Source organism: Pseudomonas sp. 203-8, from assembly GCF_020708595.1.
Taxonomy (GTDB): Bacteria; Pseudomonadota; Gammaproteobacteria; order Pseudomonadales; family Pseudomonadaceae; genus Pseudomonas; species Pseudomonas aeruginosa.
Genome location: NZ_JAJFDF010000001.1, coordinates 655,951 through 671,431 on the forward strand (window position 1 = coordinate 655,951; position 15,481 = coordinate 671,431).

The 15,481-nt window shown below is 65.7% G+C and carries 15 protein-coding genes; 7 read left to right on the forward strand and 8 right to left on the reverse strand.

Annotation, left to right across the window (positions count from 1 at the left end):
* Positions 1–80: 80 nt before the first annotated feature.
* The 5 genes from LJF27_RS02955 to LJF27_RS02975 all read right to left on the reverse strand — a co-directional run bounded on the left by LJF27_RS02955 (position 81) and on the right by LJF27_RS02975 (position 7,413).
* Positions 81–3,350, reverse strand: a complete 3,270-nt coding sequence (locus tag LJF27_RS02955; protein ID WP_023088680.1) for a hypothetical protein — start codon at positions 3,348–3,350, stop codon at positions 81–83.
* Entirely contained in the window at positions 3,347–5,422 is a 2,076-nt protein-coding gene (locus LJF27_RS02960; RefSeq protein WP_023116831.1) for a type VI secretion system tip protein VgrG, read from the reverse strand. Before LJF27_RS02960 ends, LJF27_RS02955 begins: the two co-directional genes overlap by 4 nt.
* Positions 5,423–5,621: 199 nt before the next feature.
* Positions 5,622–6,140 (reverse strand): Hcp family type VI secretion system effector, encoded by a 519-nt coding sequence (locus tag LJF27_RS02965; RefSeq protein ID WP_003083317.1) that lies wholly within the window; start codon positions 6,138–6,140, stop codon positions 5,622–5,624.
* A 51-nt stretch (positions 6,141–6,191) separates the two neighbouring features.
* The gene (locus tag LJF27_RS02970) at positions 6,192–6,383 is read right to left on the reverse strand and encodes a hypothetical protein (protein ID WP_123788632.1); all 192 of its coding nucleotides are present in this window, start codon (positions 6,381–6,383) and stop codon (positions 6,192–6,194) included.
* 49 nt (positions 6,384–6,432) lie between these two features.
* Positions 6,433–7,413: a magnesium transporter CorA family protein gene (locus LJF27_RS02975; RefSeq protein ID WP_003096411.1), complete on the reverse strand. Its 981-nt coding sequence runs from the start codon at positions 7,411–7,413 to the stop codon at positions 6,433–6,435.
* A 101-nt stretch (positions 7,414–7,514) separates the two neighbouring features.
* Here LJF27_RS02975 and LJF27_RS02980 point away from each other — a divergent pair, with 101 nt between their 5' ends.
* The 5 genes from LJF27_RS02980 (at position 7,515) to LJF27_RS03000 (ending at position 12,721) form a co-directional block, all read left to right on the forward strand.
* A complete protein-coding gene (locus tag LJF27_RS02980; protein WP_003114340.1) occupies positions 7,515–7,790 on the forward strand; it encodes a hypothetical protein in 276 nt (91 codons plus the stop codon).
* A gap of 132 nt (positions 7,791–7,922) precedes the next feature.
* Positions 7,923–8,690, forward strand: coding sequence for a substrate-binding periplasmic protein (locus tag LJF27_RS02985; protein WP_003096415.1), 768 nt, complete (start codon positions 7,923–7,925; stop codon positions 8,688–8,690).
* Between the two features lie 42 nt (positions 8,691–8,732).
* On the forward strand, positions 8,733–8,966 hold the full coding sequence (locus LJF27_RS02990; protein ID WP_003096418.1) for a TIGR02647 family protein: 234 nt from the start codon (positions 8,733–8,735) through the stop codon (positions 8,964–8,966).
* 148 nt (positions 8,967–9,114) lie between these two features.
* Entirely contained in the window at positions 9,115–11,967 is a 2,853-nt protein-coding gene (locus tag LJF27_RS02995) for a class I adenylate cyclase (RefSeq protein ID WP_014603415.1), read from the forward strand.
* Positions 11,968–12,007: 40 nt separating this feature from the next.
* On the forward strand, positions 12,008–12,721 hold the full coding sequence (locus tag LJF27_RS03000; RefSeq protein ID WP_014603416.1) for a glycine-rich domain-containing protein: 714 nt from the start codon (positions 12,008–12,010) through the stop codon (positions 12,719–12,721).
* A 43-nt stretch (positions 12,722–12,764) separates the two neighbouring features.
* Here LJF27_RS03000 and rnk read toward each other — a convergent pair whose 3' ends face one another.
* The 3 genes from rnk to cyaY all read right to left on the reverse strand — a co-directional run bounded on the left by rnk (position 12,765) and on the right by cyaY (position 13,827).
* Positions 12,765–13,169 carry a nucleoside diphosphate kinase regulator gene (gene rnk, locus LJF27_RS03005; protein WP_003096424.1) on the reverse strand — a complete coding sequence of 135 codons (405 nt, stop codon included), beginning with the start codon at positions 13,167–13,169 and terminating at the stop codon, positions 12,765–12,767.
* Between the two features lie 135 nt (positions 13,170–13,304).
* A complete protein-coding gene (locus tag LJF27_RS03010; protein ID WP_071536992.1) occupies positions 13,305–13,514 on the reverse strand; it encodes a DUF1289 domain-containing protein in 210 nt (69 codons plus the stop codon).
* Complete coding sequence (cyaY, locus tag LJF27_RS03015) at positions 13,492–13,827, reverse strand: iron donor protein CyaY (protein ID WP_004347352.1); 336 nt, start codon at positions 13,825–13,827, stop codon at positions 13,492–13,494. The genes LJF27_RS03010 and cyaY overlap by 23 nt, the downstream gene beginning before the upstream one ends.
* Before the next feature lie 253 nt (positions 13,828–14,080).
* On the opposite strand from cyaY, the gene lptM reads away from it, so the two are divergent.
* Together lptM and lysA are read left to right on the forward strand one after the other, a co-directional pair.
* Positions 14,081–14,221, forward strand: a complete 141-nt coding sequence (gene lptM, locus LJF27_RS03020; protein ID WP_003096430.1) for an LPS translocon maturation chaperone LptM — start codon at positions 14,081–14,083, stop codon at positions 14,219–14,221.
* Between the two features lie 10 nt (positions 14,222–14,231).
* On the forward strand, positions 14,232–15,479 hold the full coding sequence (lysA, locus tag LJF27_RS03025) for a diaminopimelate decarboxylase (protein ID WP_003118055.1): 1,248 nt from the start codon (positions 14,232–14,234) through the stop codon (positions 15,477–15,479).
* Positions 15,480–15,481: the final 2 nt, after the last annotated feature.

Sequence of the window (15,481 nt, forward strand, 5' to 3'; positions counted from 1 at the left end):
CTTCCACCTTGGCGGCGGTAAAGAGTCGTTGACTTCACTGCGATAAGCACTGGCTGAGTACGTGGCATCCATGTGTACAGTCATACGTTGAACTCACTGTTCTCTATCAACCAATAAGGTGGCGCAGCATGGGGGTCCAAGTCGTCCGGGGGAAGGTACCGATTGGCGGATGTGAATGCACTCCAACTCTTCGGGCTGGGTTGAGGCAGGACAAGCCGCTGCTCAGGCTGGTCGGCATTGAGTTCGAACTGTGCGCTGATCTTCAAACCCTGGGTCATGCGCATGCTATAGCGGGCCCGAGGAGACAACTGCGGAATCGGCAGGCTGGCCGGCAGCACGTAGAGCACGCTGGCAGCATCCAACGGCAAGGCTTCGAGCTTGGCGGGGCCCGCGGGGACCCGATGGTAGCGCTTGACGCCGAACAGGGTGCCCGGATCGATCGGCAAGCTGCTGAGAAACTCCTGGGCCACCAGGCGGAACGCCTTCTGGCCATTCTCGAACATGGCCAGGAGCGGGGAACTCAGCACCACGGCCCAATCGTTTGCCTCCAGCGCCTGCAACTTGGGGTCGATGCAGGATAGCGCAGTGCGGCTGACCGCTTGGCGACCCCGTTCCGCTTCCTGCAAGACAGATCGATGCGCCGCCGGCGCCAATTTGCGCCAGTCTTCCAGGCGATGGACAAAGACCCGCGGATGGCCGAGGACTCCCAGCAATTGGCGATAGGCCGTTTGCGGGTCTTTCAGATGGGCGAAGCGCTGGTCCTGGCCCATCAGCGAATCGAGCAGGCCAGCCTCGGCGAATTGCCGGCCGAAGGGGCCTTTCTTGACGATGGTTTCCGCATCGCTGTCAGTCAGTAGATTAGCGACCACAGTGCCTCCGATCGCCAAAACCGCACCAGCCAGCAAAGCATAAGGGTTTACTATCCATCCTAGGACGTAGGCACCCCACAGGCCCCCACCCACTGCGGCCACACCGTAGGCCGCAGCCGCATCGCTATCTCCCTGCCTCAAAGCTCGGTAGCCATCCCATACACTGATGCCTGCACCGAATAGTGTGGCTGCGCCACCAAGCCCACGTAGCAACCCTAACTTAGGGCTGCCTGTTTGAACTTCTAGATTCCTGGCCCATCGAGGGGATATTTGGGCTACCGATATACGTGGGGTTTCTAGATACTTTGCAGTAGATGGTCCGAAAAGCAGCTTTGCATGGCTTCCTCCAGCGGCTGTTAAATCGATTACTGCACCGACAGCCCCGATCGTCCCTCTGTGCTTTTCTCCACTGTCTACAAAGCCACTGTATGCCTGCACCTGCACATTCAAGTTATAAATCGCAAACCCCAGCATCATCGTCGGCACGATGCGAGTGTTCTCCATCACCTGGGTCAACGTGCCTAACTGCGTACGGAATTTCGTGTAGGCAAGCAGGTCCGGGTGATCCTTGGGTACCGCCACCACCATGACGTTGCGCAGGTTGGCGCGACTCATGCCGGTGTCGCGGGGACTGGTGCCGGCCAGGGGATTGCCGGCACCGTCCTGAACGATGGCGCGCCGATAGCTCTTGCGCCTCAGCTCCTGGCGCTCGACCTCGGTCAGACCGTTGCGCAGGCCGGCTCCGCGCACGCCGACGACAACCATGTCGAGCGGCACCTGACTGTCGGGCAGCAGGCGGATACCTTTCATCTTCACCGAGAGGGCGCTCAGAGTATTGAAGGTCGGTGCGAACAAGCGGTCGAGCTGGATCTGGGTGGCGCCCTGGGACAGCCGGCCGAGTTGCTCGACTACGCTGGCGCCGAACACGTCCAGCAGGTCGCCGAGGAAGTAGGCGAGGCTCTTGCCGGCGCTGGGCTGGTCGACCTCGCCCAGCAGACTGGCTCCCAGCATCAGCGTGCTGAGGCCCATTGCGTCGGGGTCCGGCGTCCGCGGGCTATCGCGCAGCGCCTGCAGGCGCCGAACCGGCTCGGGAAGTTGTCCTTCGTCCTTGGCCAGGAGCATGGCGCCAAGCGGGTGGCTTGCCTGCAGAACCGTGCTGACCACCCGCTCGACATGTGCCGCCAGCGCCCGGTAGGCGGTACCGCTGTACAGTGCGTCGCAGCGGTCGGGAAGCTGGTTCAGCGCAGCCAGTGCCTCGCTCATCAGGCTGTAGGGCTCCAGCAGGGCTTCGTCGCACTGGTGGGTCCAGTCCTGCAACACCGGGTGCAAGGGGCCTTCCAGCAGGGCAACCAGATGCTCGACCTGCTGCGTCAGGTGGATTCGGCAAGACTGTCGCTCCTCGGCGAAGATCGCCTCGTCCAGTTCGGCCTGATCGACCTCGCCCCTGAGCTTGGCGAGCGGGCCGTCGAGCATGTTGCTCAGCACCTGTGCATAGCGTCCGTTGGGACGGTGCGGCAGCAGTGCATTGAGGCTGCGCAAGTAGGCGGCGCAGTGGCGCGCCTGCGCCGCAGCGTGGCGCAAGGCGAACAGCGAGTCGTCGAGCATCAGCCCGATGAGGTTGGGATGGCCACGCAGCTTGAGGGTTTCCAGTACGTCCTCTCCGGCTTCCAGAGTAGGTAGCGCAGAGGGCGGAGCCTGCTTCAGCAGGGGCGCCAATTCCTGCTGGCGTCGCTGCAACTGGCACACCAGCGACTCTTCGCGAAAGGCGGCGAACGCAGGTGTGAATTCCGCCGGGTCTTCCAGCGCGCTCTCGACGTTGAAGTCGCGAGGTCGCAAACCCTGGGCGTGATGATCAATGACCAGCGCGGGTTGATGGATGGAGGCTTTCCAGTGCTGGTTGGCCACCGAGGCGTTCCAAGCGGACGCCATCTGCTGGCAGCGCCGGTTGACCCGCTGCGGGTCCTCCTCCAGCCAGTCGATGTACGACCAAGGCCAGGGAGTTTCGCTATAGGCCATGGTGTAGCGTGGGATCACGAACTGCCCCTTGACCAGCACCGGCACCAGGATCAGCGCTTGTGTCTTGCCTACGGCCGGACGCTTGTCCGCACGCTGGCTGCGCCCCTGCAGGAGATCGACTTCGAACAGGTTGCCCTTGCCATCACATTCCAGTTCGCGCCACAACTTGCCGTCCTGGAACAGGTAGATCCGTCCCGCCCGCGGTAGCGCGCCGGCGGGCAGCTGGTCGCCATAACCGGCCTTGCCCAGCGTTGGCAGGCGGACCAGCGGCATCACAGCCAGGAAGGTGTTCTGCTGGATACGCTCGTGCTCCTCATGGCCGAGCATATCGCTGGCCACCGGAATCTGCAGGATACCGCCGTCCTGTCGCTCGACGTTCAATGCCAGTCGTGCACGCCGATCGTTCTGGTAGGCGGTGCGCTTGCGCACGCCTTCGTCGATACTCTGGTCCTGGAATCCGCTCATGCCTCGCTCTCCGGTGGCAACAGTACGACCTGGCTTCCTTGCGCCGGGTCTCCCCAGACATCGACGATCAATTGTTCCGGCCCCTTCCGCTCGGGACGGCTACGCGCCGGGTTGTCCAGTACCTGGCCCGCTGTCGCCGCATCCGCGTCGAGCGGCGGCCCCGGCAACAGCGGCGCCGCGCCGCTGCCGTTGCCCGGGCTGCCGCCGGAGTTGACCCGGACGTTGGCCCCGGAGAGGGTCACGCCGCTGGCGTCGAGCTTGAGGAAGCTGCCGCCGCCCTTGAGGGTCAGTTCGGCGCCGGCCTCCAGCACCACCTTCAGACCGCTGCTCAGGTGGATCTCCTGGCCGGCCTCGACGAACTGGCCGCTGGCGATCTTCAGGTGCTGGTCGTTGGCTACGGTGAGGTGGTCGCTGGCTCGGACCTCCACCTTGCGCTCGGCGTGGGTGGTGCGGTGTTCCTCGGCCTTGAACTCGCTGTAGCTGTTCGCCTGCACGGTGTCGTGGCGTTGGTGACCGACGCGGATCTTCTGGTCGTGCTCGATGTTTTCGTCCCAGTCGCGCTGGGCATGGACGAAGATCTGCTCCTGGCCCTTGCGGTCCTCGATGCGCAGCTCGTTGTAGCCACCGCCGCCAGGGCTGCTGAGGCTCTTGAAAACGCTGCGGGTCTTGTGCGCCGGCAGTTCGTAGGGCACCGGATGTTCCCTGTGGAACAGGCAGCCGGTGACCAGCGGCTGGTCGGGATCGCCTTCGAGGAAGGTCACCAGCACCTCCATGCCGACCCGCGGGATGGCGATGGCACCGTAGTTCCTTCCCGCCCAGCCGGAGGCAACGCGTAACCAGCAACTGCTGCTGTCGTCGGCCTGGCCCTCGCGATCCCAGTGGAATTGCACCTTCACCCGACCGTAGCGATCGCAGTGGATTTCCTCACCCTTCGGGCCGGTCACCACCGCGCTCTGCGTGCCGAGGATGCGCGGCTTCGGCGGCGTCGGTGGGGGACGGAAGAACGCCTCCCAGGGCGCGGCCTGGAAGCGGTTGCGGTAACCCTGCCGGAAGTCGTCCGGGCTCGCCGAGGCATCGGAGACGATGCTTTCCTCCAGCACCTGAGGCTGCCGCCCCTCGTGAATCACCTCGGTGAGCAGCCAGAGGTCGTTCCAGCCCGCCTGGGGATGGGCGGCCAGCGGCAGGAAGTGGCCGCTGAGCAGCAACGGTTGGTCGCTGCGGCCCTCGGCCAGGCGGTAGTCGCTGCGCTGCCGTTCGAGGGCGCGCCTGGCCAGGTGCTTTCCGCGCTCGCGGTCGACGAAGCGACCGGGATAGTCGTAGTCCTCGAGGTCCGGCCGGGCTTCGCCGCGGGCGGCGCTTTGCAGCGTCAGGCGCGGTTTCTCGAAGTCGTAGTCGCGGCGGGTGACGCGGCTGGTGCGGGTTTCCAGGCGTACGCCGAAGCGCTTGACCGCCGGCCGGTCGGCGACCAGGCCGGAGTCCTGCTGGTAGGCCACCGGCGCGAGCCGCGGGAACACCGTCTGGTCGTCGCCGAACACCAGCAGGTGCGCCGTGGCGCTGTGCTGGAAATGAAAATGGATGCCCTCCTCGCAGCACAGGCGCTGGACGAACTGCAGGTCGCTCTCGTCATACTGCACGCAGTATTCGCGCTCGGGGTAGCGGGTGCCGAGCTGGAAGCGGTAGGCGTCGGCGAGGATGCCGTGTTCCTCCAGCACCCGACCGACGATCTGCGGCACCGTGAGGTGCTGGAAGATGCGCTGGTTGGTGCGCTGGGCGAGGTAGGCCAGTTGCGGGACGAGGGTGATGCGGTAGCGGGTCAGGCGCTTGCCCGAGTCGCCCTGTCCGGCGCTGCGCACCAGGCCGTGGATACCGTTGCCGGCGGGCCCGAGGGTAAGGAAGGCGGGTTTGTGCAGCAGGCTTTCGAGGTCCGGCACGGGGCGTTCGCCGACCAGCTCCAGGTCGAAGGCGAACGGCTGGCTGATGGCTTCGCGGCCGCTGAAGGAGAGCACCTGCAGGTCGAGGGCGAGGCCGTCGATGGCGAGGCTGAAATGGGTCTGGTTGGCTGCTGCGAACATCCGTTGTCCCTCACTGGCGCAGGCGACCGATTCGATTGTCCTGCCTGGCGCGGGCGAGACAAGGGCGCGCAGGCTCGATCGGAAGCTGCCTACAACAAACAAAGCGGCATCGACCCGGCGCGGGCTTTCCTGGCCACGGCGCTATGGGTCATCGAGGGCACGACGGCCAGCGAGGCTGGCCGCGTGCGGCGGTCGCGGCTCAGCCGGCGACCGGGGAGCGCCAGTCGTCGGAGCCGGAGGTGCCGGAGACTTCGTGGGTCCAGGTGATCTTGCGGTAGGTGAAGTGCACGTCTTCCAGGTGGGTGAAGTGGGCGTTGCCCGGGTCCTGGCAGTTGTGCATGTAGTCCTTGATGTCGACGATGATCGCGTCTTCCAGGACGGTGGTGTAGTAGTGCTCCTGGGTGCCGGCGGCGGAGGTGCGGTACCACTGGATCTCCACCTTGGTCAGGCGCTCGCCGGAGGTCAGGGCGGCCAGCAGCAGCGGCGAGGCCTTGTCGAAGACCTTGGTGATGACCACCGGCTTGTGCACGCGCTGGCCGGTCGGCTGGCCGGACTGCGGGTCGCGCGGGATGATCACTTCGTGGTTGAAGCCCTGGACCATCACCTGGTCCTCGTGGCCTTCCTGGTAGGTGTTGCCGACCGAATCCTCGGTGAAGGCGCCGGCGGTGATCAGGCCCTGCTTGGTGCCGGTGATGGACATATAGGCGGGGGTTGCCATGGATGCATTCCTTGTCAGTGGTAGCCGGGACGACATGTCCTGGTGCGGCAGCTACCCAACAAGCTTCGTGCCAATAAAATATTTACCTTTTAAATCAAATTCTTGAAGAATCTCCCGGCCCGCACGAACACTTTCCCCTGGGTTTACCCCGAAAAAGTGAGCAAGTTGTTGCACAGTGCTATGCAAGAACTTGCTCACTTCATCGAAGACCCCGTCAGGCCTTGGCCCCAGCGTGGTATCCACAGCTTTTCCCGAAGTTATCCAGCAAAAAGTTGCACACCTGCCGAGTGCCTCAGAGCCAGTTCTTGAACTTGAACCAGAGGTACGGAAGGATCGCCGATACCACCATCATCCCCAGCGCCATCGGATAGCCGATGGACCAGTCCAGCTCGGGCATGTCCTTGAAGTTCATGCCGTAGACGGTGCCCACCAGGGTCGGCGGCAGGAACAGTACGGCGGCGATGGAGAACACCTTGATGATGCTGTTCTGCTCGATGTTGATCAGGCCAAGGGTCGCGTCGAGGAGGAAGTTGATCTCGGTGGACATCTTCGCCAGGTACTCGTCCAGCGAGCGCACATCGCGCTCCACGGTCTTCGCCAGCACCTTGGCCGGCTCGGAAAGCCAGCCGTTGCAACCCTGGCGGAAATAGCTGTTCATCCGATTGATGCTGAGCAGGCTGTCGTTGAGCTTGGACAGCAGCGAGCTGCTGCGCCCGAGGTGCTTGATGATCTGCTGCAGGTCGGTCTTCGGCTTGCGGGTCTGGGCGGTGGACTCGGCGAAGATCTCCCGCGACATGCTGCTCAGTTGCCCCTGTACGGCCTCCAACACGTCGGCGATGCGGTCCACCAGGCTGTCCATCATCAGGGCGAACAACTGGGTGCTGCTGCGGTTGGCGTCGAGCTGGCGGATGCAGCGGTTCTCGAACTCGCGGAACGAACGCAGGTCGGCGTAGCGCACGGTAATCAGCCATTTCTCGCTGAGGACGAAGGTCACTTCCTCTGTGCTCGGCCGGTGCTCGGTGATCCCGCCGACCACCGAAGTGGTCATGTAGAGGACGTTGCCGTCCTCGTAGAAGCGCGACGAATCCTCGATCTCGGCCATCTCCTCGCGGGTCGGGATGTTCACCTGCAGGTGGGATTCGAGCAGGCGCTCCTCTTCGGGGGTCGGGTGATGCAGGTCGATCCACAGGGTGCCCGGCGGCAACCCCCGCTGGGCATCGTCGTGCTGGCGTCGCTCCAGGCGGTCGCCGGAAAGGATGTAATAGGTGATCATGTCGGGTATCGCTACCTTCGCGGCCATCCGTTGGCCAAGCAGGGTGGACAACTTCCCGCCGCCGCACAAGCGGTACTTTGCGCCAGAACGAGGAACGCCCGATGAGCGAACAGGACGACAACCAGGAAGACGGCTTCGCCGAGGAAAAACTGATCCAGGCCATCGAGAACCAGATCGAAAGCGAGAATCCGCCGGCGGCGCGCGCCGTGTTCAACAAGCTGACCCTGGTCGGCTACGAGCGCGACGAGGCGCTGGGCATGATGGCCTACGTGCTGGCCCACGAGATCAACGCCATGCTCGCCGCCGACCGCGCTTTCGACAGCGCCGGCTACGAGCATGCGCTGCGTGCCCTGCCGACGTTGCCGGACGACGAATGAGCGGAGCCGGGCCGACTGGTGCCGGCGAATGCCCCTCGTATCCATGCGGTTTTGTTTCGCCAAACGCCTGCCGCTCTGGTAGAAAGGTGGCGCCCACTCTCCGTGCCACCTGCTTTCGCGGAGCGATACCGGATGCGATCCTGGTTCCACTTCCTGCCCATCTGCCTGCTGCTGGCCCTTTCCGGCCCGGCAGCGGCCGTCCCGACAGAACCCCTGGTGCTCGGCGCCGAAGACGACTGGTATCCCTATACCGCCTACAAGGACGGCCGCATCCAGGGCATGAGCGCGGACATCGTGCGGGCCGCCTTCAGGGCTGCGGACACGCCGGTCCAGCTCAATCCCTACCCCTACTCCCGCTGCATGAAGCTGGCCCTGAAAGGCTTGATCGCCGGCTGCTTCAATACCTCGCCGAACCCGCACATCCTCGCCGACTACCGTCTGCCCCGGCATCCGTTGTTCCGCGCGGAGATCCAGCTCTGGGCGCGACGCGACGAAGCGCGGCCGGTGAATGCGGAGCAGGCGCTGAGCGGACGGAAAGTCGCGGTGACCCTCGGCTATGAATACGGCGACGGCTTCGATCGCCGCCACGACCTGGTGCGCATCCCGGTGCGCAAGGACTACTACGGTTTCCTCATGCTCCAGCGCGGCCGCGTCGACTACGCCCTGGCCTACCGCAATACGGCTCGCCAGTTGTTCAGCGAACATCCCGAACTGGAAGGCCAGTTCCAGCCGGTGGCCACGGTCCACCGCCCGGAGCTGTACCTGTCGTTCTCGCGCCGCCACCCGCAGGCCGAGCATCTGCTCGAACGCTTCGACCTCGGCATGCAGCGCATCCTCGCCAGCGGCGAGTACCAGAAGATCCTCGACGGCTGGAGCCAGGCCGCCGACGCTACGCCCTAGTCCAACTACACTCACCGGTGCTCAACACCGCAAGGAGCCGACATGGCCTTCACTCCCGAGCTGATCGACGAACTGGAACTGCTGGCGCTCTTCAACCTGAACAACACCCAGGAAGGACTCAAGGTCCATCACACCGCCGACGGCAAGGCCGTCGCCGCCGCCCGACGCCTGCACGACAAGGGGCTGATCGACCAGCCCGACGGCGGCTACCTGACCAGTCTGGGGCTGGACGCCGCGGAGCAGGCACAGGGCCTGCTGACCATCCTCAAGGGTTGACGGAAGCGGCCATCGCGACCTGCTCCCGACAGGCCGCGACGGTTACCCCGGTTCGCGGTGCGGTGCTCAAGCCGCCGCGCTTCCGGGCGATACAATGGCATGACCGGAGCCAGGCACGGCGCCTGGCCTTGCCTGTGCCCGGACGCCCATGAACCGACATCCCGCACTCAGCCTCGATCTCGACGATGGCATCGACCGCAAGGTCCTCGGCCAGTTGCGCCAACGCTTCCTGGCGGTCAATGCCGGTCGCCTGCAACGCGCCCGGCAGGCGTTGTCCAGCCGCCAGGAGCGGGTCCTGCGCCTGCTACCGCTGCTGTTCCACATCAACCATCCGCTGCTGCCGGGCTACCTGTCGGCCAGCACGCCAGCGGGCCTGAGCGGTTTCGAGGCGGACGACGAAGTACTCGCCGAAGCCCAGCGCCTGGCCCGCTCGTTTGTCTACAAGCCACGCAGGCAAGAACCCGCACAGCAGCCGATCCACGGCCTGTTCCTGATGGGCAGCCTGGGGAGCCTGGCCCAGGAGGAACAGAGCGATCTCGACCTCTGGGTCTGCCATGCCCCAGAACTGGAGCCCGGCGCGCGCCAGGAGCTGCGCCGCAAGTGCGCGTTGATCGAGGACTGGGCGCGCAGCCAGGGCAGCGAGGTGCACTGTTTCCTGATCGACGTCGCCCGTTTCGGCCAGGACGAACGCAAAGACTGGAAAGAGTCCGGCGGCGACGGCAATACCCAGCACTTCCTGCTGCTCGACGAGTTCTACCGTAGCGCGATCTGGCTCGGCGGACGCACCCCTCTATGGTGGCTGGTGCCGCAGGCCCATGAACGGCGCTACGACGAATACTGCCGGACCCTGCTCGGCAAACGCTTCATCCGCGCCGAAGAGGTGCTCGACCTCGGCCACCTGGCGCACATCCCCGCCCGGGAGTTCATCGGCGCCGGCCTCTGGCAGTTGTCCAAGGCCATCGATTCGCCCTACAAGTCGCTGCTCAAGCTGCTGCTCACCGAAGCCTACGCCAGCGAGCACCCGCGGGTCCGCTGCGTCGCCCTGCGCTTCAAGGAGCAGGTATTCGCCGGCCAGCTCGATCTCGACGAACTGGACCCCTACGTCCTGGTCTATCGCCATCTCGAACGCTACCTGCGGGAACAGCAGGCGCCGGAACGCCTGGAACTCGTGCGGCGCTGCCTGTACCTCAAGGTCGGGCGCAAGCTCGGCGGTCGCCAGCGCCAGGCGCAGAAGGGCTGGCAGCACCTGTCGATGGAGCGGCTCGTCGCGGAATGGCAATGGGAGCCTCGCCGCTTGGCCCTGCTCGACAGCCGCAGCCAGTGGAAGATGCGCCAGGTGATGGAAGAGCGTCGCACGGTGGTCAACGAACTGACCTACAGCTACCGCCTGCTGTTCCAGATCGCCCGCCAGCAAGGCGCTGACAGCGGCATCGACAGCCGTGACCTGGGCCTGCTCGGCCGCCGCCTGTATGCCGCCTTCGAGCGCAAGGCAGGCAAGGTGGAGAACATCAACCCGGGGATCGCCCCGGATCTCGGCGAAGACGTCCTGACCCTGGTCCAGCTGCCCGCCGACGACGACCGCGAGCAGGCGCAGTGGGCGATCTTCCCCGGTGCCCTGGGCGCTCACCAGTGGCCTGACTACGCGCCGCTGAAACGCAGCCTCAGGCTGGTCGAGCTGCTCGCCTGGTGCCATCGCAACGGCGTCATCGACAGCGCCACCCGGCTGTCCCTGCATCCCGGCCAGAGCGACCTCGGCGATGCCGAACTGGACAATCTCCTGGGCAGCCTGCGGCAGTTTCTGCCTGTCCCCCTGGCGACCGTGGACGACGCCGACCTGCTGCAACCGCGTCGGCTCAAGAGCGTCCTGCTACTGGTCAACGTCGGTGTCGACCCGCTGCGCCACCACAGCCAGATGAACCTGCACATGGCTACCGGGCGTACCAACGTGCTTGGTTATGCCGGGGTGCGCGACAACCTGGTGCTGACCCTCGACCAGCTCAGCCTCAACAGCTGGAACGAACTGACGGTGCGCCATTACGCAGGCCCCCAGGCGCTGCCCGAGTGCCTTGCCGAGTTCCTCGACGCCGTCCGCGAAAAGCCCGGAAGCCCGCCGCAGCCGCCTGAACTGATGGTGCGCTGCTTCTGTCGCAACCGGGCCGCCGCCATCGCCGTGCGGGTCGAAGAGCTGTTCCGCGAGACCTACGGGCAACTGCTTGGCGGCCAGCCAAGCCGCTACCTGCTGCAGATCCGCCAGCAGTACCACCTGCTGGAAATGTCGCCGGAAGCGGTCAGCCACGAGAGCCTGCCCGACCTGCCGAGCCTGCTCCAGCACCTGGGCCGCGAGCGAGATGGCTACAGCGCCCTGAAGCTGGATCGTCACGCCCTGGAGGGCGAGGACCTCGGGCTGATCCTGTCCATGGGGCGGCCGGACTGCATCCAGGTGTTCTACCGGCGCGACTTCGACAGCGCCGAGATCAGCCTGCTCGACGAACGCAACGCCCTCTGGCGCCAGCGCCAGGCATTGCGTGACGAACGCAGCCTGCTCGCACCGCTGCAGCGCTTCCTGCAATCGCTGCTGTACCGGCGCAACGCCCTGTCGCTGGCGGAACAGGTGCCGGCCGCGCTGGATATCCGCTACTACGAGTTGCTCTCCAACGACGGCAGAGTGCATGTCGAGCCTCGCGAGGCGCCGGAGGCCCTGGCCGGGCCCGCGCTGTACGAGCTACAGGCGCTACTCGAGCGCGGCGAACGCAAGCGCGTGCAGGTCACCCTGTACTGCGACCACCAGGAGTTTTCCGAACTGGAGTACGGCGCCGGCCTGTTCAAGGCGGTCGCCCGGCATATCCTGGCGCATCGCGCGGAAAGCGAACCCTACCCCTGCTACCTGACCGACCTCGACCTGTCGCGGCTGTTCGCCGACGAACAGCCGCAAACGCTGCACTATCTGCGTTATAAAAGCGTCCTGGAAACGGCGCTGAACCAGGCGCTGCTGGAACAATGACCCAGCGCCGCACCGCGCGGGGCTCGACAAGGACGTACGGATGGCACTCCTCGGTATTACCCTGCTCGCTGGCGCCGCATTCGTGGGCGGCTATCTCTACCGCCGCGGCCTGGATCGCCGGCGCTACCGCTTCATCCAGCAATTCCGCCTGCCGCCGCGGGTCGCCCAGGCGGTCCGCGAGCGCTATCCGCAGCTCAGCGAGGAACAGGTCCAACGGGTGCTCGGCGGCCTACGCGAATACCTGCTGCTATGCCGCGCAGCCGGCAAGCGGATGGTCGCGATGCCGTCCCAGGTGGTGGATGTCGCCTGGCACGAACTGATCCTGCATACCCGGCTCTACCAGCACGTCTGCCGCAAGGGACTCGGGCGCTTCCTCCACCATACGCCGGCCCAGGCGATGAGCAGCCCCCGACAGGCCCAGGAGGGCATCCAGCGCGCCTGGAAGCTGGCCTGCCGCCGCGAGGGCATCGACCCACTGAATCCCACGCGCCTACCGCTGCTGTTCGCCCTCGACACGGAACTGGCGATCGCCGACGGCTTCCGCTACGCCCTGAACTGCGCGCAGCGGCAAGACGGCGGCGCAGCGGTGTATTGCGCCAGCCATATCGGTTGCAGCAGCGGCTGCGCCAGCGATAGCGGCAGTACCTTCGGTTCGGACGGACAGGATTCGCGCCACGGCTGCGGCGGCGATAGCGGCGGAGACGGCGGCAGCGGTTGCGGGGGTGGAGGATGCGGGGGCGGTGGGGGCGACTGAGGGTCGCGAAGCCCGTCGCCGAATGGCGACGGGCGAAAACCGATCAGCGCGCGTAGTCGCCGGCGGCTTCCGGCTGGTATTCGATTTCCAGCAGGGTCAGCTTCAGCGTCTTGCCGCTCGGCGCCGGCCAGTCGATGGTCTGGCCGATGGTCAGGCCCAGCAGCGCGGTGCCCACCGGCGCGAGGATCGAGACCTTGCCTTCGCCGGCGACGTCTTCGGGATAGACCAGGGTCAGGGTGTACTCCTTGCCGCTGCTTTCCTCGCGGCAGCGCACGGTGGAGTTCATGGTCACGACGCCCGGCGGAATCTCGTCATGCCCCACCACCTGGGCGCGCGACAGTTCGGCCTCCAGCGCCTCGGCGGCGGGTCCGAATTCGTCCAGGCCATCCAGCAGGCGCTCCAGGCGCTGCAGGTCCAGACGAGTGATGGTGATCGGCGGCGTGCTCATGATCGCAGGCGTGCTCCTTGGTCCGGTTCGGTTGATCGATGAAAAGCAGGAATCGCAAAAAAGCAAAAACCCCGCCCGAAGGCGGGGTTTTCCCGGACACTAACACAGTCGCAGGAATTAGCAACATCCCCCCTATCAGGAGAGACGGCCCGCCAGCGACTGGCGTCGAGCGGCCTGTGACCTGATCTGCAAGCGGCGGGAATCGTCGGCCTTGCCCCACTCGCGGATTTCCGCCAGGGAACGTCCGCAGCCGACGCAAACGTCCGCATCGTCGAGGCAGCACAGGCGCCGGCAAGGCGAGGGCACCACCGGCGGCGAAGCCTCAGAGGCCGGGGAACTCGACATCCTCGCCCCCCTGCTCCAGGGTCGCCCGGTTGAGCAGCGCGCCCAGCGGTTCCTGGCTGCCATCGTGGCGCCAGAGGCCGCTGGCCTCGTCGTAATCGAAGTGGAAGCCGCCCGACTTCGCCGCCACCCACAGCTGGCGCAACGGCGCCTGGCGGCTGAGGATCAGCTGCGAGCCGTTCTCGAAGCGTACGGTGAGCACGCCGCCGGCGTTCTCCAGGTCGAGGTCCAGGTCGCTGTCATCGAAGGCGTCTTCCACCTGCTGCTGGAGCGCATCGATCAGGTCGTGGAAACGCGCTTCATTCATCGTACTCATGCATTGCCTCGGCATTCGCTAACGGGAAAAAAGGCGGACGACTACCTTCGTCTTGCCCTATTCCGACAATTCTACGCTGGTATTGCCGTAGTCCGCGCTGTTTTGCCGCGACGCTCGCGGAAAACGCCGGCATCCCCTCTGCCGCAGGCCATTCCTCTGCAAGCCCCGGCACACCTGATCCGGCTCGCATAGGCAAGGCGCCGGGGGGTCGGTATACTCCGGAACAATTCACGTTTTCTACAAGGATTCCGTCATGAAGCGGCTGTTCCTGTCCTTCGTCGCGCTCGCCCTCCTCGCCGGCTCCATCGCCGCCTGCGGCCAGAAAGGCCCGCTGTACCTGCCGGACGACGAAAAAGCCAAGAAAGAACACAGCAAAGACCGCTACGGTTTCTGAGAGAGCGCCCATGGACACATTCAGTTACCGCGACGGTGAGCTGTTCGCGGAAGGGGTGGCGCTTTCCCGCATCGCCGAGCGTTTCGGCACGCCCACCTACGTCTATTCCCGCGCACACATCGAGGCCCAGTACCGCGCCTATGCCGATGCCCTCGCCGGCATGCCGCATCTGGTCTGCTTCGCGGTCAAGGCCAACTCCAACCTCGGGGTGCTGAATGTGCTGGCGCGCCTCGGCGCCGGTTTCGACATCGTTTCCCGCGGTGAGCTGGAGCGTGTCCTGGCCGCCGGCGGCGATCCGGCCAAGGTGGTGTTCTCCGGCGTCGGCAAGACCCGCGACGACATGCGCCGCGCCCTGGAAGTCGGCGTGCACTGCTTCAACGTCGAGTCCGGCGAAGAGCTGGAGCGCCTGCAACGGGTAGCTGCGGAACTCGGCGTGAAAGCGCCGGTATCGCTGCGGGTCAACCCGGACGTGGACGCCCAGACCCACCCCTATATCTCCACCGGCCTGAAAGAGAACAAGTTCGGCATCGCCATCGACGAGGCCGAGGCGGTCTACGCCCGCGCCGCCGAGCTTGACCACCTGGAGGTGATCGGCGTCGACTGCCACATCGGCTCGCAGTTGACCCAGCTGGAGCCCTTCCTCGACGCCCTCGAGCGCCTGCTCGGGCTGGTCGACCGCCTGGCCGGCAAAGGCATCGGCATTCGCCACCTGGACCTCGGTGGTGGCCTCGGGGTGCGCTACCGCGACGAACAGCCGCCGCTGGCCGGCGACTACATCCGCGCCATCCGCGAGCGCCTGCACGGCCGCGACCTGACCCTGGTGTTCGAGCCGGGCCGGTCCATCGTCGCCAACGCCGGCGTGCTGCTGACCCGTGTCGAGTACCTCAAGCACACCGAGCACAAGGATTTCGCCATCGTCGACGCGGCGATGAACGACCTGATCCGCCCGGCTCTCTACCAGGCCTGGATGGACGTGCAGGCGGTACGCCCGCGCGACGCCGCGCCGCGCCGCTACGACCTGGTCGGGCCGATCTGCGAGACCGGTGACTTCCTCGCCAAGGATCGCGACCTGGCGCTCGCCGAAGGCGACCTCCTGGCGGTGCGCTCGGCCGGCGCCTACGGCTTCGTCATGAGCTCGAACTACAACACCCGCGGCCGCGCCGCCGAGGTGCTGGTGGATGGCGAGCAGACCCACGAGGTCCGTCGCCGCGAGACCGTCCAAGAGCTCTACGCCGGCGAAAGCCTGCTGCCGCAGTGAGG